Genomic DNA, 20,134 nt, shown 5'->3' with positions numbered 1-20,134 from the left:
CTATTAAGGGCGTAACATCGGCCGACGATGAACTCTATTCTCCGCATCGTCCGCAGCGCATCTGCGCTGTGGCCGTTCTATCTCGGCGTCCTAATCACCGCGTCAATCACCGCGATTCTCTCGCTGCTGACTCCCTTCATCCTCCGCGAGGCCACCGACACCGTCGTCGCAGGAGGCCCGCTGCGCACCATCCTCTGGTGGGTCGTTGCACTCTTTGTGGCGGATGCGCTGGGCAACGTGGTGAAAAACATCGGCGGCTATATCGGCGACGTCATGGTGGCACGCCTGCGCCAGATTCTGTCCACGCGCTACTTTGCCAAGCTGCTCTCCGTGCCGCAGGGCTATTACGACAACCAGGTCACCGGCACCATCATTGCGCGTTTGGACCGCTCGATTGCGAATATCACGCAGTTCCTGCAATCCTTCTCCAATAACTTTTTCGTCATGCTGATCCAGGCCGCGGCGGTGTTGGTCATCACCGCGGTGTACTACTGGCCGCTGGCCATCTTGCTGGCAGCGCTCTTCCCCATCTATATGTGGCTCACCGCGCTGACCTCGGAGCGCTGGCAGAAGTATGAGGGGATCAAGAACGAAAACATCGACGTGGCCAATGGGCGCTTCGCGGAGGTCATCGGCCAGGTGAAGGTGACCAAGTCCTTCGTCGCTGAGGCCCGCGAGTTGGCCTCCTTCGGTTCGCGCTACCGCACGGTGGTGGATACGACGAAGCCGCAATCGCACTGGTGGCATTCCATGGATACCGCGCGTGGCGCGGCCATGGCGCTGATCTTCTTAGGGATCTATGGCCTGATCTTCTGGCGCACCTTGGAGGGCCACTTCTCCATCGGTGACATGGTCATGCTCCTGCAGCTGGTGAACATGGCCAAGCAGCCGGTGTTCATGATGAGCTGGATCGTGGATGTCAGCCAGCGCGCCATTGCCGGCTCCAAGGACTATTTCAAGGTCATGGAGGAGACCCCGGAGCCGACGGTAAACCCGCAGCTGGTCGCCGCCGCTGACGCCTCCGACGTCCCCGAGCTCGATCTCACCCCGGCCGAGCCGCTGCGCCCAACGCAAGGCCCGGTCTTTGCCTTCGAGGACGTGTCCTTCTCCTATGAGTCGGAAAAGCCGGTCGTCGCCGATATTTCCTTCGCCGCCCAAGAGGGCCATAAGGTCGCGCTTGTCGGCGAATCCGGCGGCGGCAAGTCCACCTTGGTCAACCTGCTGCTGGGCCTGTACCAGCCCACGGAGGGAAAGCTGACGGTGCTCGGACACGACGCCGCGGAGCTTACCGCCGAGCGCCTGCGCGCCTCAGTCGGCGTGGTCTTCCAGGAGTCCTATCTCTTTTCCGGCACCATCAAGGAAAACATCGCATATGGCAAGCCGGGGGCGACGATGGAGGAGATCTTAGACGTCGCCAAGCGCGCCAATGCGCACGACTTCATCGAGGAATTCCCCGATGGTTATGACACCGTCATCGGTGAGCGCGGCCTCAAGCTCTCCGGCGGGCAGAAGCAGCGCGTGGCCGTGGCGCGCGCCATGCTGAAGGACGCCCCCATCCTCGTGCTCGACGAGGCCACCTCGGCGCTGGACACCAAGGCCGAGCGCGCCGTCCAGGCCGGTCTGGACGAGCTCATGAAGGACCGCACCACGCTCATCATCGCGCACCGCCTGTCCACCATCGCGGACGTGGACACCATCATCACCCTCGACCACGGCCGCATCTCCGAAATTGGTTCGCCGGCCGAGCTGGCGCAGTCCGGCGGCATCTACGCCGAGCTGCTGCGTTTGACCCAATCCGCCTCCGCCGCCGACCGCCAGCGGCTGAAAAAATACGGATTTGTGCAGCCCACCGACGAGTAAGGTGGGGCGCATGCATTTCCCTAGCCTGAAAGAACTTAGTGCCCGCGGCACCCGCAAGTGGACCGTCTATGACGAGGACATCATTCCGCTGTGGATCGCTGAATCGGACTTCCTCACCGCCCCCGCGGTGAAGGAAGCAATACAGGAGGCTGTCGACGCCGAATCCTTCGGCTACACCCCAGCCCCCAAGGCCTCCGAGCTCAACGCGGCCCTGGCGGATTTCTATGAATCGCGCTACGGCTGGCGCCCGGAACACGTCTTCTGGATTGGGGACGTCGTGCGCGGGCTGCTGCTCGGGGTGCAGTACTTTACTGAGGGCGCGGTGGCCGTACCGGTTCCGTCTTACCCGCCGCTGTTGGAGCTGCCGGAGACCGCGGGGCGCGAGAAGATAGAGACCTCGCTGGAGCTAGACGATATCGAGCGTGCCTTTAAGGCTGGCGCCGGCTCTATCCTGCTCTCCCACCCTTATAACCCGCTGGGCATCGTCTTCGACGAGGACTGGCTGCGGGGGCTCGTGGAACTGGCGGATAAGTATGATGCCCGTATCCTCTCCGATGAGATCCATGCCCCGCTGGTCTACGAGGGCCGCCACATCCCGCTGGGTGCTTTGTCCGACCGCGTCATCACCGTCACCGCCACGTCCAAGGCGTGGAATACCGCGGGTCTCAAGTGCGCGCAGGTGATCTTCTCCAACTCCGTGGACGTGGAGCGCTGGAATTCGCTGACCGGTGTGGCCAAGGACGGCACCGGCACGCTGGGCGTTCTGGCGGCGGAGTCCGCCTACCGCGACGGCGGGGAGTTCCTCGACGAGGAGATCGCGTACCTGAAGAAGACCCGCGACTGGCTGGTGGAGGAGCTGCCCAAGCGCGTGCCGGGCCTAAAGACTTCCCACCCGCAGGCCACCTACCTGCTGTGGTTGGATTTTTCCGAGACCGCTATTGGTGATGACCCGAAGCCCGCAGCGTGGGTTCGCGAGCACGCCAAGGTGGCTCTCAACGAGGGCGTGACCTTCGGTACGGGCGGCGAGCACCACGCGCGTTTGAACTTCGCCACCTCCCGCGAGCTGCTCGAAGAAGCGCTGGATCGGCTAGAGAAGGCCTTCAGCTAGAGTTTACATCTCATGTCATGGGCATTATTCTTAGAAAAATGTCCATTAATGACGCTCAGGCTCCCTCTCAGTCCGCCTCGAAGACGGGTTCTCCCATCGGCATCGTCATCGTTGCCTCACTCATGCTCTTCTCCATGTTCTTTGGAGCGGGCAACCTCATCTTCCCGCCGGAAGTCGGTGTCTCCTCCGGCACCAACTTCTGGCCCGCCACCTTGGGCTTCCTCGCCGCCGGCGTGGCGCTGCCGGTCTTGGCTGTGGTCGCGGTGGCCATTTCCGGCCAGTCCGTGCGGGACATCGGAAACCACGGCGGCAAGATCTTCGGCGTGGCCTTTTCCGTCATTGCTTACCTGGCCATCGGCGCCTTCTACGCCCTGCCGCGTACCGGCGCGGTGTCCATGGAAACCGCCATCACCCCGCTGCTGGGGTGGGAGGGGACCTTCGCCAACGGCGCCTTCAACGTCGTCTTCTTCCTTATCGCGTTGGCTTTGGCCTGGCGCCCGAATGACATCATCGACACCTTGGGCAAGTTCCTCACCCCGGCGCTGGTCATCCTGCTCGCGGTCCTCATCACCCTCGCTACCGTGGCGAATCCCCGCGTTCCCGGCACCCCGACCGAAGAGTATGCCTCCGCACCCTTCGTTACCGGCCTCTTTGAGGGCTATAACACCATGGACGCCATCGCGGGCCTGGCTTTCTCCATCGTCATCGTGACCTCCCTGCGCTCCAAGGGTTTTTCCAAGAACAGTGAGCTGCTGCGCGGAACCATTCTCTCCGCGGTCATCGCCGGCGCCCTGCTCGCCGCCATCTACCTGGGACTGGCGTGGATCGGCCAAACCATGCCGAACGGTGCCTCCTATGAGTCCGGCGCCGCCTTGCTTGCCGACGCCTCCAATCTCACCATGGGCAACATCGGCCAGGCCGTCTTCTCCGCCATCGTCATCCTGGCGTGCATGACCACCGCCGTGGGCCTGATTTCCGCCACCTCGGAGTTCTTCGCCCTGCTCGTGCCGAAGACCACCTACCACCTGTGGGCCTGCCTGTTTACCGCGCTGTCCATCGCCTTCGCTTTCCAGGGCCTGGACACGGTGCTTGCCATCGCGGTGCCCTTCATCGTGTTCTTGTACCCGCCGGCTATCTCGCTGATTGCACTGACTCTCCTGCAGCCGGTGGTCAAGAAGTGGGTCACCTTCTACTGGGGATTCCGCTTGGCACTGTGGGTTTCCGTGCTGTGGTCCGCCGCCACCTCCTTCGGCGCCCCGCTTGATTTCGCCCCTGGCCAAAACGTTGGCCTGGGCTGGGTGGTTCCCACGCTCCTCGCATTTGCCATCGGCGTTATCATCGACGTTGTATCTACAGGCTCGTCGAAGAAAAGTGAGTAGTTCATGACGTCCCGCGCCGCTTTGTCCGTCCTCGATTTCTGCACCATCTACCCGGGGGAATCTCCCTCCCAGTCCATGGCCAGGTCGGTCGAGCTGGCGCAACGCGCGGAGGCTTTGGGGTTTCAGCGCATGTGGTACACCGAGCACCACAACATGCCCTCCATTTCTTCCTCCTCCCCGGCGGTGCTCATCGCACACATCGGCGCGAAGACCGAGCGCATCCGCTTGGGCTCCGGCGGCGTCATGCTGCCGAACCACGCGCCCTATGTCATCGCCGAACAATTCGGCACCCTCGCCGAGCTCTACCCCGGCCGCATCGACCTCGGCCTGGGCCGCGCCCCCGGCACTGACATGCAGACCTTGGGCCGCGCCCTGCGCCGCGATGGCCACGCCGCCGAACGCTTCCCCGAGGACGTCAAAGAATTGCAGGGCTACCTCTCCGGAAAGTCCCTCATCCCCGGAGTGAAGGCCATCCCCGGCCACGGCACCAACGTCCCCATCTACATCCTGGGTTCCTCGCTGTTCGGCGCCTCGCTCGCCGCCAAGTACGGGCTTCCCTATGCCTTCGCCTCGCACTTTGCCCCGCAACACCTCGAGGCCGCCACGGCCTACTATCGCGAGAATTACCAGCCTTCCGAAGCCCACCCGGAGCCCTATGTCATCGCGGGTGTCAACGTCACCGCGGGTGATGACGCCGACGAGGAATTTGAAAAGGTCTGCTTCCGCCGCGTCAAGGCCTTTGCGGGTCGCGGCAAGCAGCTTAGCGACGCCGACGTTGCCCGCATCATCGATTCCCCGCAGGGCCAGCAAATCATCGGCATGCTGAAGTACTCCGCCGTCGGCAGTATCGAGCACGTGCGCGACTACCTCACGGAATTCCAGACGCTAGCCCAGGCGGATGAACTCATGATCTCCCTGCAATCCACAAGCCACGAGGCCGCCTTGGGTAACATGGTTAACCTGGCTCAAGCGTGGCAGCTGTAGGCGGACGCGCCCTCGCGCATCCGCGCTTCAACACATCACTACCCATCACAGCGTTTTCTACATAGAGGAGCATCACCGTGGCCCTTCGCGGTACACAGCAACACAGTATTATCGCTGACTATCTGCGCAATCTCATCCGCAGCAAGAAGCTTTCTCCCGGTGATTTCCTGCCCAGCGAGGCCGAGCTGTGCCAGCAATTCTCCTCGTCCCGCGGTCCCGTGCGCCAGGCCGTCGCGGCGCTGCGCTCGGAGGGCCTCATCTCCTCCGGCCGCGGCCGCCGCTCCGTCGTCCTCGGCCGTTTCACCTCGGAGTCCTTCGACTCCATCTACTCCGTAACGCACTGGCTGCGCGAGCGCGGATTCGAGCCCGGCGCCTCCACCCTGTGGCTGGGCCGCTGTCCCGCTACCGAAAGGGAGGCCGAGTTCCTGCGGGTAGAGCCCGGCTCCCCGGTTATCTTTGTGCACCGCGTGCGCAGCGCCAATGGCATGCCGATCGCCATCGAGCGCATGTTCTTCCCTGTCGACGTGGGCAGCCACATCCTCAACTTCGATGCCGATAATGAGTCCATCCACGATCACCTGCGCAAGCAAGGCGTGGAATTCGACAACGTCAACCGCGAGCTCTCGCTGGCTTCCGCCAGTGAGGAGGATGCGCGCTCCCTCAACGTCGAGCCCGCCACCCCGCTGTGGCGCCTGCACCTCGACATCTCGGATCACTCCGGGCATCCCGTCGAGTGCACCGAAATCCTGTACCTCGGGGACCGGCTCACACTTGGCATGACGAGCGTGCGGGGCACCACCTCCCCGCTCGAGGTCAAGCTGTCCGAAGGATGAAGGCCTGGTTAGGTGCGCTGGGGGTGGTGCTGGGGGCGTCGCTCAGCGCCTGCTCCGCCGGTTCCACGGCGCTTGTTGATTCTGATTCCTCCGCGCTGACGCTGGCCACGACGACGCCCGCGACGTCCCTGGATTTCACCACCGTCGGCGGCGCCGCCATCCCGGCCGCGCTCATGAGCAACGTCTACGAAACCCTGGTGCGCATCTCGCCTGAGGGAGAGATTGTGCCCGGCCTCGCCGAATCCTGGGAGGTGGACTCCACGCGCTACACCTTCCACCTGCGCGAGGCCTCCTTCTCCAACGGCGAGGCCTTCACCGCGCACACCGCCGCGTGGTCCATCAACGCTGTGAAAACGGAATGGACCAACGGGCTCAAGAAGCAGATGGACGTGGTGGAATCCGCCACGGCGGTGGATGATCACACGCTCGTCGTCGAGCTATCCCGTCCCTCCGCCGGCTGGTTGTGGTCCATGGGCACCGTCATCGGCGCCATGCGCACGCCCACCGAAGCTGTGGGCACCGGCCCCTTCGCCGTCGCCGGCTTCTCCCCCAACGAGTACATCGCACTGCGCGCCCGCCCGGACTACTGGGGAACCCCGGCGAAGGAAGACATCACCATCCGCTACTTCCCGGATTCCCTCACCGCGGTCAACGCCCTGCGCTCCAGCGGGGTCGACGCCGTGTGGGGCGTGCAGAACCCCGAGCTGCTCGACACCCTCGATGACTCCATCGAAACAGCAGTCGGCACCACGAACGGCGAGGTGCTGCTGTCCATGAATAACCAGGCAGCGCCTTTCGACGACCCCCGCGTGCGCCGCGCCGTGGCTTATGGAATCGACCGCCAGGCCGCCAACGACATCCTCTGGGAGGGCCGCGCGAAAGACACCGGCGGCGCTCCGGTGCCGCCGACCGACCCGTGGTTTAGCGCCAAGGACTACTACCCTTACGACCCCACGCGCGCCCGCGCGCTGATGGAGGAGGCCGGGGCCGTGGGCACGCCGCTCACGCTCACCGTGCCCAGCCTGCCCTATACGCAAACGCTCTCTGAGTTCCTCTACTCGCAACTGACGGAGATGGGATTCGAGGTCACGCTGGAAACCGCGGAGTTTCCCGCCGTGTGGCTGAGCCAAGTCATGGGGGCCAAGGACTATCAGATGTCGCTCGTCGCGCACGTCGAGCCGCGCGATATCCCCACCATCTTTGGCAACCCGGACTATTACATCGGCTATGATTCGCCGCAGACCCGCACGTTGTTGAAGCAGGATGACATGAAAGGGGCGGTCGACCAGATCATGGAAGATATGCCCGCCCTGACCTTGATGAATATGCCCAATATCGTGCTCTACCGCGAGGGCCTGACCGGCCTGCAGCCTAACCAGATCACCGATGCCATCGAGCTTAAAGGTGTGCAATGAGAATCCTGCGCTTCCTCGGCACCATGTGGGCCGCCTCCATCATCATCTTCCTGCTCATGCGGGCCGTGCCCGGCAACCCGGCGCGCGTGGCCTTGGGCGTCAACGCCACCGATGAATCCGTGGCGGAGCTGACCCACGCCATGGGCCTGGACCGCCCGCTTCTCGTGCAATACCTGGAGTGGATGAAAGGGCTGTTGACCGGAAACTTCGGCGTCTCGCTGTCCTCGCAGCAGGACATCACCCCGCTCGTGGTTGACCGCGCGCAGGTCACGCTGTTGCTCATCGGGCTGGCCATCGCCCTCGCACTAGCCGGGGCTATCCCCATGGGCATCCTGCTGGCCCGCTTTAGGCTCCCCGTGCTCAACGCCGCCACGCAGCTGGGCATCGCGGTGCCCAGCTTCCTGGTCGGTATTCTGCTCGTCGCCGTGTTCTCCGTGCACCTGGGTTGGCTGCCGGCCAACGGCTGGCAGCTACCGCGCGAGGGCCTCAGCCACCTTGTCCTGCCGGTTATCTCGCTGGCACTGGTGCAGGGCGCGATGCTCACCCGCTACGTGCGCGCCACCCTCCGCGAGGAGATGGACAAGGACTACATCCGCACCGCCCGCTCCCTGGGTGAATCCCGCACCGGGGCGCTCATCCGCCACGGCCTGCGCAACGCCGCCCTGCCGGTGCTCACCGTCACCGGCGTGCAGCTGAGCACCCTGGTGGTGGGCGCGGTGGTCATCGAGAACGTCTTCGTCATCCCCGGCTTGGGCTCGCTGCTTCTCGACGCCGTCTCCACCCGCGACCTCACCACCGTCCAGACCCTCATCATGGTCTTCGTGACCTTCACCCTGACCGTCAACCTGCTCACGGACCTGGCCTACCGGGTCATCGACCCGCGGCTGAAGGAGGCGCGATGAAACCCGGCTATATCCTGGTGGGCCTGACCATCCTGCTTGCGCTGGTCTCCCTGGTGTGGACGCCCTATGACCCCAACCTCATCTCCCCCGACCGCCTGGCCGGCCCCAGCCTGGAGCACCTCATGGGCACCGACCGCTTCGGGCGCGATACCTTCTCCCGCATCCTCGCCGGCGCCCAGATCACCGTGCTGGTGGGCGTCGTGGCGGTGGCCATCGCCGCACTCATCGGCGTACCGCTCGGCATCGTCGCCGGGATGCGCGGCGGCGGTTTCATCATGGCGGCCACCGACCTGCTGCTCGCCTTCCCGGCGCTGTTGCTGGCCATCGTCGCCGGCGCGGTGTGGGGCTCCTCGACGCTCACGGCCACCATCGCCATCGGCATCGCCGGCATCCCCTCCTTCATCCGGGTCACGCGCTCCGGCACGCTGCAAATCATGACGCAGGACTATATCGCGGCCGCGCGCATCTCGCGCGTGCCGCCGGCGCTCATCGCGTGGCGCCACGTACTGCCCAACCTCGGCGGCATCGTGGCCATCCAGGCTTCCGTCTACTTTGCGCTGGCCGTCCTCGCCGAAGCCGGTCTCTCCTACCTCGGCCTGGGCACTGCCCCGCCGACCGCCTCGTGGGGCCGCATGCTTCACGACGCCCAGCCCCTCCTGGCCACCCACCCCCTCCAGGCGCTGTGGCCCGGGCTGGCCATCGCCGGCACCGTCCTCGGATTCAACCTGCTAGGAAGCCATGCTGACCGTCACTGATCTGCGCGTGGGCCCTGTCGGCCCCATCTCCTTTTCCATCGCACCCGGCGAGCGCGTCGGTCTCATCGGCGATTCCGGCAGCGGCAAGTCCCTCACCGCCCTAGCCATCATGGGGCTGTTGCCCGACCACCTGCAGGCCACCGGCTCCATCCACTTCAACGGCCAGGAGCTGCTAGGCATGCGCGACCGCGACCTGCGCAAGCTGCCGCTGGCCATGGTCTTCCAAGAGCCCATGACCGCGCTCGACCCGCTGATGAAGGTGCCCGGCTTCAACCGCTTCCCGCACCAGCTCTCCGGCGGACAGCGCCAGCGCGCGCTCATCGAGATGGCCATGGCCCGTCGCCCCAAGCTGCTCATCTGCGATGAGCCCACCACCGCCCTGGATCCCTTCACTCAGGAAGAGATCCTCTCCACCATCGTGGATGCCGCGGACAGCGAAGACACAGCGCTGCTGTTTATTAGTCATGACCGGGACGTCGTCAAGCGCGTGTGCGACCGCGTCGTGCGCATCGGTGAGCTCACCGCTCCCGACCTCACCCCGCCGCCCATGCCCACTCTGGGCAAGCCCGTCATCGAGCTCAAGAACGTGACCAAGACCTACCGCGGGGTGACCGCGCTGGACGACGTCTCCCTCACCGTCCGCGAGGGCGAGCGCCTCGGCATCGTCGGCGGTTCCGGCTCCGGCAAATCCACGCTGCTCAAGCTGCTCACGGGGCTGACGGAACCCACCTCCGGAACGGTGACGGTGAAGAAGCGCGTGCACATGGTCTTCCAAGACCCTAAGGGCTCGCTCAACCCGCGCATGCCTATCTGGAAGATCGTGGCCGAGGGCGGCGGGACGCGCGAAGAAGCCGAGGCGGTGCTGCGGGAGGTCGGCATCGAGGGCTTCGAGCGCTATCCCCGGGACTTCTCCGGCGGGCAGCGCCAACGCATCTCGCTGGCGCGCGCCGTGGTGGGCAAGCCGGAGATTCTGCTGGCGGACGAGGCCGTCTCGGCGCTGGACGCCACTTCGCGGGCCCAGGTCCTCGAGCTTCTACAGCGCGTGACGAAGGACATGACGCTGGTGTTCGTCTCCCACGACATCGATGTCGTGCGTCACTTATGCCCCACGGTGGCGGTGCTACAGGATGGCCGGCTCGTGGATCGCGGCGAAACGAGTAAGGTGTTCTCCCGATATGGAACACCCACTGCCGCAACGTCCTAATGCACTTCAGCTTTTTACCGCCTTTAACACCTCCGCGCGCCGCTGGCCCGGTGCCCTGCGCGCGGCGTTGGCGATCATCATCCCCGGCGGGATCGCTGTAGCGACGGGCCACCCGGATGCGGTGCTGCTCATTTCCGCCGGCGCCTTCTCCGTCATCTACGGCGAGGGGCACCCCTACCGCACGCGGCGCCGCGTGATCCTCACCGCTGGCGGGCTGCTCACGCTGGCGGCTACGGCCGGTTCCCTCGTCGGCGTGCACGGCCTGGCACTGTCCGCGGTGTTTACGGTGGCTCTAGCAACCATCGGCGCGTTCGTGCAGAATGCGCTGCGGCTGCCGCCGCCGGGTTCCTTCTTCATCGTGATGGTGGCCGGTGGCTCCACAATGCTGCGCGGGGTTTCACCGTGGGAGGTGGCCGCGTGGAGCCTGGCCGGTGTGTTGGCCAGCTACGTGCTGGGCATGCTGCCGCGTTTCCGGGATCCGCATGGCCCGGAGACCCGCGCGGTGGCCGCGTTGGAAAAGGCCGCCGATGCCTTCGTGAACTCCGATAGCGATTTCCTGGCTCGCCACCACCAGGCGCAGTCCGCGATTTCCACGGCGTGGCAAGCGCTTGCCGACGCCGGCGTGATCCGCGGCCGCCGCATCCGCCGCCCCGCCCAGGCGGACTTGGTGCACCGCGCACTAGCGGCACAACAACGCATCGTGGCGCACCACAAGCAGGTGGGCGGCAACTCGGATCAGCTCTCTGATTCCCCCACCTACGTCGATCCTGACCGCACCGCCATCCCGCACACCAAGCCGACGATGCGCTACCGCTTCTACCGCGCCGCGGTGGGCAATTCCCACGCGGTGGTGACGGCTGAGAAGATCGCGCTTGGTGGCCTGGCGACCGCGTTCATTGGCATGGCGCTGGGGCTTAACCGCCCAGACTGGGGCGCGGTGTCGGTGCTCCTGCTCTTGCAGTGGGGGCCGGACCGGGTACCGGGAACGATTCGTGGAGTACAGCGCATGCTGGGTTCGGTTCTGGGCGTGTGTGTCTTCGCGCTCATTGCGTCGTTCAGCCCGCACGGTTGGGGGCTGGTGCTCGCGTTGGCCTTCTGCCAGTTCTGCGCGGAGATTCTGGTGGTGAAGAACTACGCGCTATGCGTTATCTTCTCCACCCCGCTGGCACTGCTGATGGGCAATTCCTCGGAGCATTTGGCCCACACCATCGGCTCGCGCATGGCGGAGATTGGGCTCTCCGTGGTCGTGGCGATGCTCTTCCTGTGGCTGTGGAAGCCGCGGGCCCAGATGACCAACCACTACCGCCTGCAAACGCGTTGCTTCGAGGCGATGGCAGCCTTGCTCGGTTCCCTGCTTATCAAGACCCCGGAGGAAGCGCTGGCGCAGCGCCGCGACTTGCACTACGAGCTACTCTCGGAGCGGCGCAGCATCCAGTCGCTGGCCACCAACCACTCCGATATCAGCCAGTTCTGGCAGCGCCACACGGCTCTGCAAACCGCCGGTTACTTCCTCCTCGACTTCTGCGTGGTCAACCCGCTCTCACAGCCCAGCCGCGCGGAGCTGGACACACTCATTGAGAAGATCACCGCAGCGGAAATGCGTCAATGACCTCATAGTGCGCACCCGCCGCGGAGTACTCGCGGGCGCACAGAAGAGGCGGATTATTTCACCGTGAACAGCAGGTTCGGATCGAGGACGTGTTCCTCCACGAGCTCAAAGAGGGCAAAGGCTTCCTCCAGCTCACGGACATTCTCATCAAAATTAGGCAGCGGCATGGCATTCCAATCGACGCAGAAATAAGTGCCTTCATCCTAGCTCACATCGCTGTCATTTCGCGCACCTGCGATAATTGTTGACGTGAACACTCGAAAATCTACCGGTCCACCCGTTGGCATCTATCCCCACAACATGCACCCGGGCTTGGTTCCCGGAATCGGTGTGGAAGACCAACGCAATGCTTTCACGCTGGACAAGGTCACCTTCTTCAGCACGGCTACGTTCGTCGTAGCCTTCATCATCTGGGGCATCACCTCACCGGAGTCCGTCTCCGCCGCCTCCTCCGCGGCCTTTTCCTGGGCCGCATCAAGCTCGGCACGGATGACGAGGAACCCGAGTTCGGCTGGTTCAGCTGGGTGGCCATGATGTTCGGTGCCGGCATCGGCGTTGGCATCTTCTTCTACGGTCCTTCGGAGCCGCTGTCGCACTACATCACCCCGCCTCCCCACACTGTCGACGGCAACAGCGTCGAAGCCCTCCACCAAGCAATGGCCCAGGCGCACTACCACTGGGGTGTCTCGCCCTGGGCGGCCTATGCCCTCGTCGGCGGCGCGATCGCCTACTCTTCCTACCGCCGCGGCCGCGTTCCGCTGGTGTCCTCGATTTTCAAGCCCCTGTTTGGCTCCCGCGATACCGATGGGCCGCTGGGCAAGCTTATCGACATCCTCGCACTCGTCGCCACGCTCTTCGGCACCGCCGCCACACTGGGGCTTTCCGCGATCCAGATTGGCCAAGGAGTGTCCATCATCCGCGGCGCAGGTCCGTTGACCAATGCCGTGCTCATCGCGATCATCGCCGTGTTGGGGTGCGGGTTCATCATCTCTGCGGTCTCTGGTGTCTCCCGCGGCGTGCGCTACCTGTCCAACTTCAACATCACGCTCACGCTCGGCCTGGTCATCTTTGTTTTCTTCACCGGCCCGACCTTGCTCCTGCTCAACCTCGTGCCCTCCGGCATCGTCACCTACATCGACCAGCTTTTGCCCATGATGGCCAAGGGCCTGTCCTGGGGCGATGAAACCATCGAATTCCAGTCCTACTGGACCGCCTTCTACTGGGCGTGGTGGATCGCGTGGACGCCCTTCGTCGGCATGTTCGTCGCCCGCATTTCCCGTGGCCGCACGCTGCGCGAATTCACCGCCGTCACCGTCTTCGCGCCCTCCCTCATCCTCATTTTGGCCTTCACCATCTTCGGCGGCACGGCCATCACCTTCCAGCGCGAGGAACTACCGAACTTTGATGGCTCTGCCTCCGGCGAGCAGGTTCTCTTCGCCATGTTTGACCACCTGCCGCTGAGCAGCATCACACCATTTGTTCTGATCGTGGTGCTGGCGGTCTTCTTCATCACGTCTGCCGATTCCGCATCGGTCATCATGGGAACCATGTCTTCCAAGGGCAATCCCGCGCCGAACAAGTTCATCGTCATCTTCTGGGGACTGTGCATGATGGGCATCGCCATCGTCATGCTGCTCACCGGCGGCGAGGACGTGCTCACCGGCCTGCAGAACCTCACCATCCTCTCGGCGCTCCCATTCTGTCTGGTGCTGCTGTTCATGATGGTGGCCTTCATCAAGGACCTGCGCTCCGACCCGATGTTCATCCGCCGCGCCTACGCGCGCGCCGCGGTGGAAAACGCCGTCGTGCGCGGCATCGAGGAGCACGGCGATGACTTCGAGCTCACCGTCGAGCATGCCGACGAAGGCCGCGGTGCAGGCTCCGACTTCGACTCCTCCGCCCACCGCTACACGGACTGGTACCAGCGCACCGATGAAAAGGGCGAGAACGTAGACTACGACTTCGACACCGATACCTGGGCCGACGGCTACGACCCGAACACTGAGCAGAAGGAGAAGTAAATGGGAATACCGGACGACGTCGTCCTTGAGGGCTATACCCTCATCGAGCAGCACGAAATTGACCACGAGTTCCTCATCAACGGCTCCCCATTCGCTGCGGTAACTCCCCTGCTATTCGCTCTCACCATCGCCGGCATGCTCCTCGTGGCAGCCAGCTTCTTTCTGCGCGGCAGTCGCCGCATCATCGCTGGCCTGCTCGGCGCGGTCCTCACTCTCACAAAGTTGTGGTGGATGCCCATTGCACTTGCCCGCCAGTTCAACGACAGCCAGGTCTTCGGCTACGCGCTGAAGTACTACCCCCAGTACTGGCCGGCGGCGTCCATCATCGTGATCGTCATCGCGCTGCTCGGCCTCGCCTCCGCGTTTATCCGCCGGCGCTAGCGCGCTTCCAACACCGCAATCGCGATGTGCACCCGGTTGGTGCCGCCCAGCTTGTCCAAGATGTGCTTGATGTGGGTCTTCACCGTGGTCACGGAGACGTAGAGCTGCTCGGCGATTTCCTGGTTGTCCAGGCCCTGGGCCACCAGCTGCGCCACCTCGTTCTCGCGCTGGCTTAAGCCCTCCAGCGGGCGGGGCCCAGGCGCCTTTGTCTCTGCCGGCGCGGGCTCGGGGTGCTTGAGCGCCAGCAGATTCTTCAGGGCCTTCGGGCTCAGCAGCTGCTGCCCCGTGGCCGCAGCGCGCACCGCCGAGACCAGGCCCTCCGGCTCGATGGTCTTGAGCAGAAAGCCCATCGCGCCGGCGTGCAGCGCATCCACGATGAACTCATCCGTATCGAAGGCGGTGAGCATGACCACCGGGATATCCGGCGCGCTCGCGCGCAGTTTCCCGGCCGCCTCGATGCCATCCATGACGGGCATGCGGATGTCCATGAGGACGACGTCCGGTTGCAGGTCCAGCACGCGGGCCACGCCATCGCGCCCATTGCTGGCCTCGGCCACCACCTCGATGTCTGCGGCGCCCTCCAGGATGAAGCGGATGCCGCGCCGCAGCGCTTGCTCGTCATCGACCAATACCACTGAAATCATTACGCACGTGCCTCCTCAGGGAGTTCGAGGACCCAGGTGAAAGTGGAGGCGTCGTCAAGCACTCTGAAAGTACCTCCCGCCAGCCGGGCGCGTTCCTCCAGACCCAACAAGCCGTTGCCGCCACCGGACTCTGGCTGCGCAGCCACTTTCTTGTTCTGCATGGTCACCCGCACCTTATCCTCCTCGTTCTCCACGGTGAGCGTCACCTTCTTCCCCGGCGCGTACTTGCGCGCGTTGGTCAGCCCCTCCTGCACGGCGCGGCCCAGCGTGTGGGCGGCTAGTGTGCTCAGCTTATCGACGTCTCCCTTGACGTAGCGCACCTTCGTCCCCGCCGCGCGTGCGCGCCCGATGTGCTCCTCGATGCTCGCGCGCGGATCCACGCGGTCATCCACGCGCAGCGCCTTGATCACCCCGCGCAGGTCCTCCACGGCGGCCTTGGCCTCCGTCTGGATGGTGTCTGCCGCCTCGGCGACCCGCTCCGGGTCGGCGTCCTTGCGGTAGCTCAAGCCTCCCGCGTACACGGAAATAAGGCTGAGCCGGTGCGAAAGGGAATCGTGGATATCGCGGGCAATGCGGTTGCGTTCCTCCAGGCGGGCGCGCTCCTCGCGCGAGCGCAGCTGATCCTCGTTGAGCTCCGCCAGGCTCACCAGCGTGACCTCGCGCTGGCGGCGCTGCGCGCGCACCGAGCCCGTAATCCAAGCAACGATGAGAAAGAGGCTTCCATAGAACACGTAACCAAAGGGATCGAAGATGTTCATCCGAATGTAAGGCACAGAGATAATGGTCACACACGAGGCCACGAAGACCGCCGTCCCCGCCAGGGACCACCGCAATCGGCCGCGCGAGATGATTGAAATCAACACCACCAGCACTGACAGCGACAGTGGGCGAAACCCGCCTAGTACCAGGACGAGCAGAGCCGCAATCAGCACCACCGGGTGGCCGGGGTACTCCTCGTGGATGTTGCGCTCCCGCCGTGAGTGGTGCAGGGCGAAGGGCAGCAGAATCCACGTGGCGAAGCTAAATAGACCCATCAAGCCCAAAACAAGGGCTTCCTGATCCGTCCCCTCGAAGTTTTCGATATGGGGGATCCATGCCGCCAAATCCGCCACCACGCAGAGGAAAATGAGCAGCACCGTGATCCACAGTGGTCGCGTCTTTCTCGTCATGGTTGCCACGATAGTTCTCCCTGCGTTCCGGAAAATCCTCCCTGCGGAGGATACCGGCACCCCAGCTCCAGTTCATAGCCTAAAGCGCATGAGAAGAACACAGACTTTGTACGAACTGCTCACCGCCGCTGGGCTGGTGTACGTCGCTTATGATTTCTCCCACGGCGCTTTCGTGCCCACAAGTGCGCTCGCCGCGGTGGCCTACGCCGCTGTTGCACTAGGCCTCACGCTGCTGATTCTGCGCAAGCACCCAGGCATTGCGCACGGGGTGGTGTGGGGCATTGCGGTCTCCACTCTCGCCGGCCAGCTCAACGAGAACATGTACCACCTCCTCGTCCGTACGGTCCCGGACTGGCTGGTCATCGCTGGAATCGCCCCACTTAACGAGGAAGTCCTCAAATTCCTCGGCGTCGTCTTCATCTGCACCTGCGTCATCCGGCCCCGTCACTGGGCGGACTACGTCTTCGTCGGCGTGGCCGTGGGCATGGGCTTTAGCGTGACCGAGAACGCCATCTACTACACCAACATGACACTGGAGAACCTCGATTCTGATCTCAAGGGAACGCTTCTGGGGCTCCTTGCCCGATTCATCGCGAACCCGCTCATGCATTCCTTCTTCACCTCAATCGCGGCTTACGGGCTCTCCCGCCGGCAACCGGTGCGCTGGTTGCTCATCGCCATGGCGGTGCACTTCACGGCTAATTTCGGCCCGTCTATCTCTACCGCGTTTGACGACGCCCTATGGCCCATCTTCCCCACCTTCCTCATCCTCATCGGCCTGTGGGTGGCCATGATTGTCAGCATTGTCAAACTCCGCAAAATCCTCCCTGCGGAGGATACCGGCGCAAAACCGCAGCTCGTAGGGTCGAAAGCATGAGAAACACACTGATTTATTCCTGCATCGGCGTCCTCGCCGCAGTACCGCTTGCCGACGCCCTCCTCCCCGACCCCACTCCCGACACCACCCCCGTGCGCGGTATCCCGGGACTGGAGTGCCCGGAGGATCCGTACGCCTCCTCGCAGACCTGGAACTGCGGGAGCGCAACCATCATTTCTGAGGAAGGCAGATCCTCCCGCGAGGTCGAGACGTACCTGCCGCGCCAGCACCGCTCCTTCAACGGGACCAGCGCGCTCACCGACGCCCCCATCACCACCCAGGCTGCCGAGCTCTACCGCATCGAGGACGGCGACGGCATCACGCTGTCTCAGCGGCACAACAACACCATCTCCTTCCTCCACATCTACGGACCGAAGGCACGTGACTTCGCCGACCGCGTGCAGCCGGAGGACGCATGAAGTACCTGTACTACCTGCTGACCCTCGGCGCGCTGGCCGTCACCGCCTTCCACTACGCGGGCGAGCCCTTCCTGCCCGCAAGTGCTCTGGCCGCCGTGGTCTTCGCCGCCGTACTCGTCCCCCTCGCGCTGTTCTTCCTGCGCCGCCGGCCGGGAATTGCACACGGCGTGGTGTGGGGGTTCGCGGTTTCCGGGCTCGCGGTGGAACTCAACACGAACATGTCCCACCTCCTCACCCGCGCGGGCCTGGACTGGCTGGGCGCTGCGGGGTATGCGCCGCTCATCGAGGAGGTGCTGAAGTTCCTCGGCGTGCTGCTTATCTGTACCTTCGTCATCCGGCCCCGCAGTTGGCTCGACTACGTCCTTGTGGGCGTGGCCGTGGGTATCGGCTTCACTGTAGGTGAGGACGCCACCGCCTTCGCGCGCATGACGGCGGATAACCTCGACTCGGATACCGCTGGCGCAATCGGGGCAGGCGTCATCCGCCTGGCCTCCAACCCGCTCTCCCACTCGCTGTTCACTGGTCTTAGTGCCTATGGCCTATCCCAGAAACAGCCGGTGCGCTGGCTCATTATCGCCATCGCGGTGCACGCCACGAAGAACCTCTTCCCGTCGTTAAGCACTGCGCTCGACGACGCCATCTGGCCCCTCCTCGCCGGTATGGTCGTCGTGCTCGCCGAGTGGGTAGCCACCATCTGGGGCACTATTGCGCTGCGGAAGAAGGCGGCTGCGCATCCGCCCCTGTCCCCTGCACCGGCGCACGCATAGCCTTCGTGGCCGGCGAGGGGTGGGCGTCCTCGGCGGCGAGGCGCTCAAAGGCCACCGCCGCCAGGGCTGCGGCTTGGTCTCCCAGAACGGAATCATCGAAACGCACCTGCGGTGAATGGTTCCACTCGCGCATGTGCTCCGGGGTGTGCGGATCCCCCGTGCCGAACCACATGAACGTGCCCGGCACCTGGGCGAGCACCGCGCCGAAGTCCTCTGAGGCCATCATCGGGGTATCCATGGTCAGCACGTTTTCCGCGCCGAACATACCCGCCCACAACGACGCCGCGAACTGGTCCTCGCGCGGTGAGGTCTTGGTGGCCGAGTACAGGACCTCGAAGTCCACCTTCGCGGTACAACGATGGGAAGCCGCCACGGAGCTCGAGACCTCGATGATCATTTGGCGGACTGCGTCGATGTGTTCGTCGCGAAGCACGCGCACCGTCGCGCCCAGCTCCGCCTTGTCCGGGATGACGTTGACCGCGCCATCGCCCGCGCGCAGGTTGGTCACCGTGATGACAATCGGCGAGTTCGCATCGAAACGCCTGGTCAGCGCCACTTGCAGCGCCATCTGGATCTCCGCGAGGGCCGCAACGGGATCGATAGCATCGTGCGGGCGCGAGCCATGCCCACCCTTGCCGTAGACGGTGATCCCCAGATTGGACGACGAGGCCATCATTGGGCCAGCAATATGGTGGAAGGTGCCCTTATCCTGCGGGCCGACGTGCAGACCGTAGGCGGCGATGGGCCGGCGGCCGGCGGCGTCGAGCACGCCCTCATCGATCATCGGCTGCGCGCCGCCCGGACCTTCCTCGCCCGGCTGGAACATGAAGATGACATCGCCCAACAGCTCCTCGCGGTGGCGGCACAGCATCTTCACCGCGCCAATCAGTCCGGCCGTATGCAGGTCATGGCCGCAGGCATGCATGTTGCTATTCGTCGAGGCAAACGGGCTGCCCGTTTGCTCACGCACCGGAAGGGCGTCCATATCCGCGCGCAGCAGCACCGACACGGGGCGCTCGCCGCGCTTGCCGCCGCGCAGCACCGCGACGACCGAGCTGAGGTCACGGCCGAGATGAATCTCCAGCGGTAGGCCTTTAAGGGCTTCGAGCACCTTCTCCTGGGTGCGCGGCAGATGCAGCCCCACCTCCGGGTTCTGGTGCATATCGCGGCGGAAGGCCTGCAACTCCGGAAGCAGCTCCCGGCCTTCCTCCACGAACACGTGGCTGGCCAACCGCTCCCCGAGCTTGGCCGAAACCATCGGAAGCGGTGGCAATTGCTGACGGTGGCGCGGGGCCATCTTCATGGTGTCATCCTTTCCGAGCATGTGCGCCGAGCATACCGGAAACTGCTGTGCTGTCAGGTCGGTTTGGACTCAAGCTGATGGGCTACCCATGCCCGCTATCCCGATAGCGAACCTCCTGCGAGGCTGTGTGAAATGGTCTCAGGAGGCTCTCGTTTCGACCGGCTTTACCGAGAGGAGAAAGGTTGGGCAGCAGCATATGGCGAATTCAATCGGTATGCGAACCAGCCAACTCAATCTAGGGGCTTTTCTCGTACCAGCCCCATTAACCAGGAATTTTGTCCCTCCGGTTGCGGGGCCCACGGTGCTGTTTTAGTCTCTGTGCCCATGGGGGATATCGAAACCTACATCCGCCTACGCAACTCGGGGATTGCGCTGGTGGAAAACATTCCTGGCTCACCCGATGAGCTTCGCACGCTCGGAGCTTCTGCTTCCGATGCCACTGAGCTTGCACGCCTTAACCAGGTTTATTTCGGCCCCACCCGCTTTAGCGGCAAACAACGCAAA

General features: G+C 64.2%; 17 protein-coding genes and 2 pseudogenes. 16 read left to right on the top strand and 3 right to left on the bottom strand.

What is annotated here, in order from left to right; all coding sequences use genetic code 11:
* The first annotated feature begins 27 nt into the window (after nt 1-27).
* From HMPREF2604_RS08085 to HMPREF2604_RS08030, 12 genes and pseudogenes are all read left to right on the top strand, one after another.
* Entirely contained in the window at nt 28-1,860 is a 1,833-nt protein-coding gene (locus HMPREF2604_RS08085; RefSeq protein ID WP_070564730.1) for an ABC transporter ATP-binding protein, read from the top strand.
* A 10-nt stretch (nt 1,861-1,870) separates the two neighbouring features.
* Complete coding sequence (locus HMPREF2604_RS08080) at nt 1,871-2,968, top strand: MalY/PatB family protein (RefSeq protein ID WP_070564727.1); 1,098 nt, start codon at nt 1,871-1,873, stop codon at nt 2,966-2,968.
* A gap of 38 nt (nt 2,969-3,006) precedes the next feature.
* Nucleotides 3,007-4,347, top strand: a complete 1,341-nt coding sequence (brnQ, locus tag HMPREF2604_RS08075; protein WP_070564724.1) for a branched-chain amino acid transport system II carrier protein — start codon at nt 3,007-3,009, stop codon at nt 4,345-4,347.
* Nucleotides 4,348-4,350: 3 nt separating this feature from the next.
* Entirely contained in the window at nt 4,351-5,331 is a 981-nt protein-coding gene (locus HMPREF2604_RS08070) for an LLM class flavin-dependent oxidoreductase (protein WP_070564721.1), read from the top strand.
* Between the two features lie 77 nt (nt 5,332-5,408).
* Entirely contained in the window at nt 5,409-6,164 is a 756-nt protein-coding gene (locus tag HMPREF2604_RS08065; protein ID WP_070564718.1) for a GntR family transcriptional regulator, read from the top strand.
* Nucleotides 6,161-7,579: an ABC transporter substrate-binding protein gene (locus HMPREF2604_RS08060; protein ID WP_070564715.1), complete on the top strand. Its 1,419-nt coding sequence runs from the start codon at nt 6,161-6,163 to the stop codon at nt 7,577-7,579. The genes HMPREF2604_RS08065 and HMPREF2604_RS08060 overlap by 4 nt, the downstream gene beginning before the upstream one ends.
* Nucleotides 7,576-8,481: an ABC transporter permease gene (locus HMPREF2604_RS08055; RefSeq protein ID WP_070564712.1), complete on the top strand. Its 906-nt coding sequence runs from the start codon at nt 7,576-7,578 to the stop codon at nt 8,479-8,481. Before HMPREF2604_RS08060 ends, HMPREF2604_RS08055 begins: the two co-directional genes overlap by 4 nt.
* On the top strand, nt 8,478-9,236 hold the full coding sequence (locus HMPREF2604_RS08050; protein WP_070519554.1) for an ABC transporter permease: 759 nt from the start codon (nt 8,478-8,480) through the stop codon (nt 9,234-9,236). The genes HMPREF2604_RS08055 and HMPREF2604_RS08050 overlap by 4 nt, the downstream gene beginning before the upstream one ends.
* On the top strand, nt 9,220-10,440 hold the full coding sequence (locus HMPREF2604_RS08045; RefSeq protein WP_070519551.1) for an ATP-binding cassette domain-containing protein: 1,221 nt from the start codon (nt 9,220-9,222) through the stop codon (nt 10,438-10,440). Before HMPREF2604_RS08050 ends, HMPREF2604_RS08045 begins: the two co-directional genes overlap by 17 nt.
* The gene (locus tag HMPREF2604_RS08040; RefSeq protein WP_070519549.1) at nt 10,412-12,049 is read left to right on the top strand and encodes an FUSC family protein; all 1,638 of its coding nucleotides are present in this window, start codon (nt 10,412-10,414) and stop codon (nt 12,047-12,049) included. The genes HMPREF2604_RS08045 and HMPREF2604_RS08040 overlap by 29 nt, the downstream gene beginning before the upstream one ends.
* A gap of 300 nt (nt 12,050-12,349) precedes the next feature.
* Nucleotides 12,350-14,070: pseudogene (locus HMPREF2604_RS08035) on the top strand (BCCT family transporter).
* Entirely contained in the window at nt 14,071-14,451 is a 381-nt protein-coding gene (locus HMPREF2604_RS08030) for a cell division FtsX domain-containing protein (RefSeq protein ID WP_070519547.1), read from the top strand.
* Here HMPREF2604_RS08030 and HMPREF2604_RS08025 read toward each other — a convergent pair.
* Together HMPREF2604_RS08025 and HMPREF2604_RS08020 are read right to left on the bottom strand one after the other, a co-directional pair.
* Nucleotides 14,448-15,095: a response regulator gene (locus HMPREF2604_RS08025; protein ID WP_070564709.1), complete on the bottom strand. Its 648-nt coding sequence runs from the start codon at nt 15,093-15,095 to the stop codon at nt 14,448-14,450. The two genes, HMPREF2604_RS08030 and HMPREF2604_RS08025, sit on opposite strands and share 4 nt — an antisense overlap.
* A complete protein-coding gene (locus HMPREF2604_RS08020; RefSeq protein WP_246818400.1) occupies nt 15,095-16,264 on the bottom strand; it encodes a sensor histidine kinase in 1,170 nt (389 codons plus the stop codon). Before HMPREF2604_RS08020 ends, HMPREF2604_RS08025 begins: the two co-directional genes overlap by 1 nt.
* Nucleotides 16,265-16,352: 88 nt before the next feature.
* On the opposite strand from HMPREF2604_RS08020, the gene HMPREF2604_RS08015 reads away from it, so the two are divergent.
* Genes HMPREF2604_RS08015 through HMPREF2604_RS08005 form a run of 3 tightly spaced genes read left to right on the top strand, consistent with a single transcriptional unit; the run spans nt 16,353 to nt 18,327 of the window.
* Nucleotides 16,353-17,141: a PrsW family glutamic-type intramembrane protease gene (locus HMPREF2604_RS08015; protein ID WP_083299215.1), complete on the top strand. Its 789-nt coding sequence runs from the start codon at nt 16,353-16,355 to the stop codon at nt 17,139-17,141.
* Complete coding sequence (locus HMPREF2604_RS08010) at nt 17,138-17,560, top strand: hypothetical protein (RefSeq protein ID WP_070519541.1); 423 nt, start codon at nt 17,138-17,140, stop codon at nt 17,558-17,560. The genes HMPREF2604_RS08015 and HMPREF2604_RS08010 overlap by 4 nt, the downstream gene beginning before the upstream one ends.
* On the top strand, nt 17,557-18,327 hold the full coding sequence (locus HMPREF2604_RS08005; RefSeq protein ID WP_070530176.1) for a PrsW family glutamic-type intramembrane protease: 771 nt from the start codon (nt 17,557-17,559) through the stop codon (nt 18,325-18,327). The genes HMPREF2604_RS08010 and HMPREF2604_RS08005 overlap by 4 nt, the downstream gene beginning before the upstream one ends.
* Here HMPREF2604_RS08005 and HMPREF2604_RS08000 read toward each other — a convergent pair.
* On the bottom strand, nt 18,263-19,630 hold the full coding sequence (locus tag HMPREF2604_RS08000) for a M20 metallopeptidase family protein (RefSeq protein ID WP_070519537.1): 1,368 nt from the start codon (nt 19,628-19,630) through the stop codon (nt 18,263-18,265). The genes HMPREF2604_RS08005 and HMPREF2604_RS08000 overlap by 65 nt on opposite strands.
* Before the next feature lie 324 nt (nt 19,631-19,954).
* Between HMPREF2604_RS08000 and HMPREF2604_RS07995 the strand changes: the two are divergent.
* A pseudogene (locus HMPREF2604_RS07995) lies at nt 19,955-20,134 on the top strand (HNH endonuclease); the annotation flags it as partial.

The sequence above is a fragment of the Corynebacterium sp. HMSC055A01 genome, assembly GCF_001809405.1.
Lineage (GTDB): Bacteria > Actinomycetota > Actinomycetes > Mycobacteriales > Mycobacteriaceae > Corynebacterium > Corynebacterium hesseae.
This window is presented reverse-complemented; position numbering and strand designations above follow the sequence as displayed.

Coding starts and splice junctions, on each gene's coding strand:
- HMPREF2604_RS08085 (WP_070564730.1), top strand. CDS start 28: ATGAACTCTATTCTCCGCATCGTCCGCAGCGCATCTGCGCTGTGGCCG.
- HMPREF2604_RS08080 (WP_070564727.1), top strand. CDS start 1,871: ATGCATTTCCCTAGCCTGAAAGAACTTAGTGCCCGCGGCACCCGCAAG.
- brnQ (WP_070564724.1), top strand. CDS start 3,007: ATGTCCATTAATGACGCTCAGGCTCCCTCTCAGTCCGCCTCGAAGACG.
- HMPREF2604_RS08070 (WP_070564721.1), top strand. CDS start 4,351: ATGACGTCCCGCGCCGCTTTGTCCGTCCTCGATTTCTGCACCATCTAC.
- HMPREF2604_RS08060 (WP_070564715.1), top strand. CDS start 6,161: ATGAAGGCCTGGTTAGGTGCGCTGGGGGTGGTGCTGGGGGCGTCGCTC.
- HMPREF2604_RS08055 (WP_070564712.1), top strand. CDS start 7,576: ATGAGAATCCTGCGCTTCCTCGGCACCATGTGGGCCGCCTCCATCATC.
- HMPREF2604_RS08050 (WP_070519554.1), top strand. CDS start 8,478: ATGAAACCCGGCTATATCCTGGTGGGCCTGACCATCCTGCTTGCGCTG.
- HMPREF2604_RS08045 (WP_070519551.1), top strand. CDS start 9,220: ATGCTGACCGTCACTGATCTGCGCGTGGGCCCTGTCGGCCCCATCTCC.
- HMPREF2604_RS08040 (WP_070519549.1), top strand. CDS start 10,412: ATGGAACACCCACTGCCGCAACGTCCTAATGCACTTCAGCTTTTTACC.
- HMPREF2604_RS08030 (WP_070519547.1), top strand. CDS start 14,071: ATGGGAATACCGGACGACGTCGTCCTTGAGGGCTATACCCTCATCGAG.
- HMPREF2604_RS08025 (WP_070564709.1), bottom strand. CDS start 15,095: ATGATTTCAGTGGTATTGGTCGATGACGAGCAAGCGCTGCGGCGCGGC.
- HMPREF2604_RS08020 (WP_246818400.1), bottom strand. CDS start 16,264: ATGACGAGAAAGACGCGACCACTGTGGATCACGGTGCTGCTCATTTTC.
- HMPREF2604_RS08015 (WP_083299215.1), top strand. CDS start 16,353: ATGAGAAGAACACAGACTTTGTACGAACTGCTCACCGCCGCTGGGCTG.
- HMPREF2604_RS08010 (WP_070519541.1), top strand. CDS start 17,138: ATGAGAAACACACTGATTTATTCCTGCATCGGCGTCCTCGCCGCAGTA.
- HMPREF2604_RS08005 (WP_070530176.1), top strand. CDS start 17,557: ATGAAGTACCTGTACTACCTGCTGACCCTCGGCGCGCTGGCCGTCACC.
- HMPREF2604_RS08000 (WP_070519537.1), bottom strand. CDS start 19,630: ATGAAGATGGCCCCGCGCCACCGTCAGCAATTGCCACCGCTTCCGATG.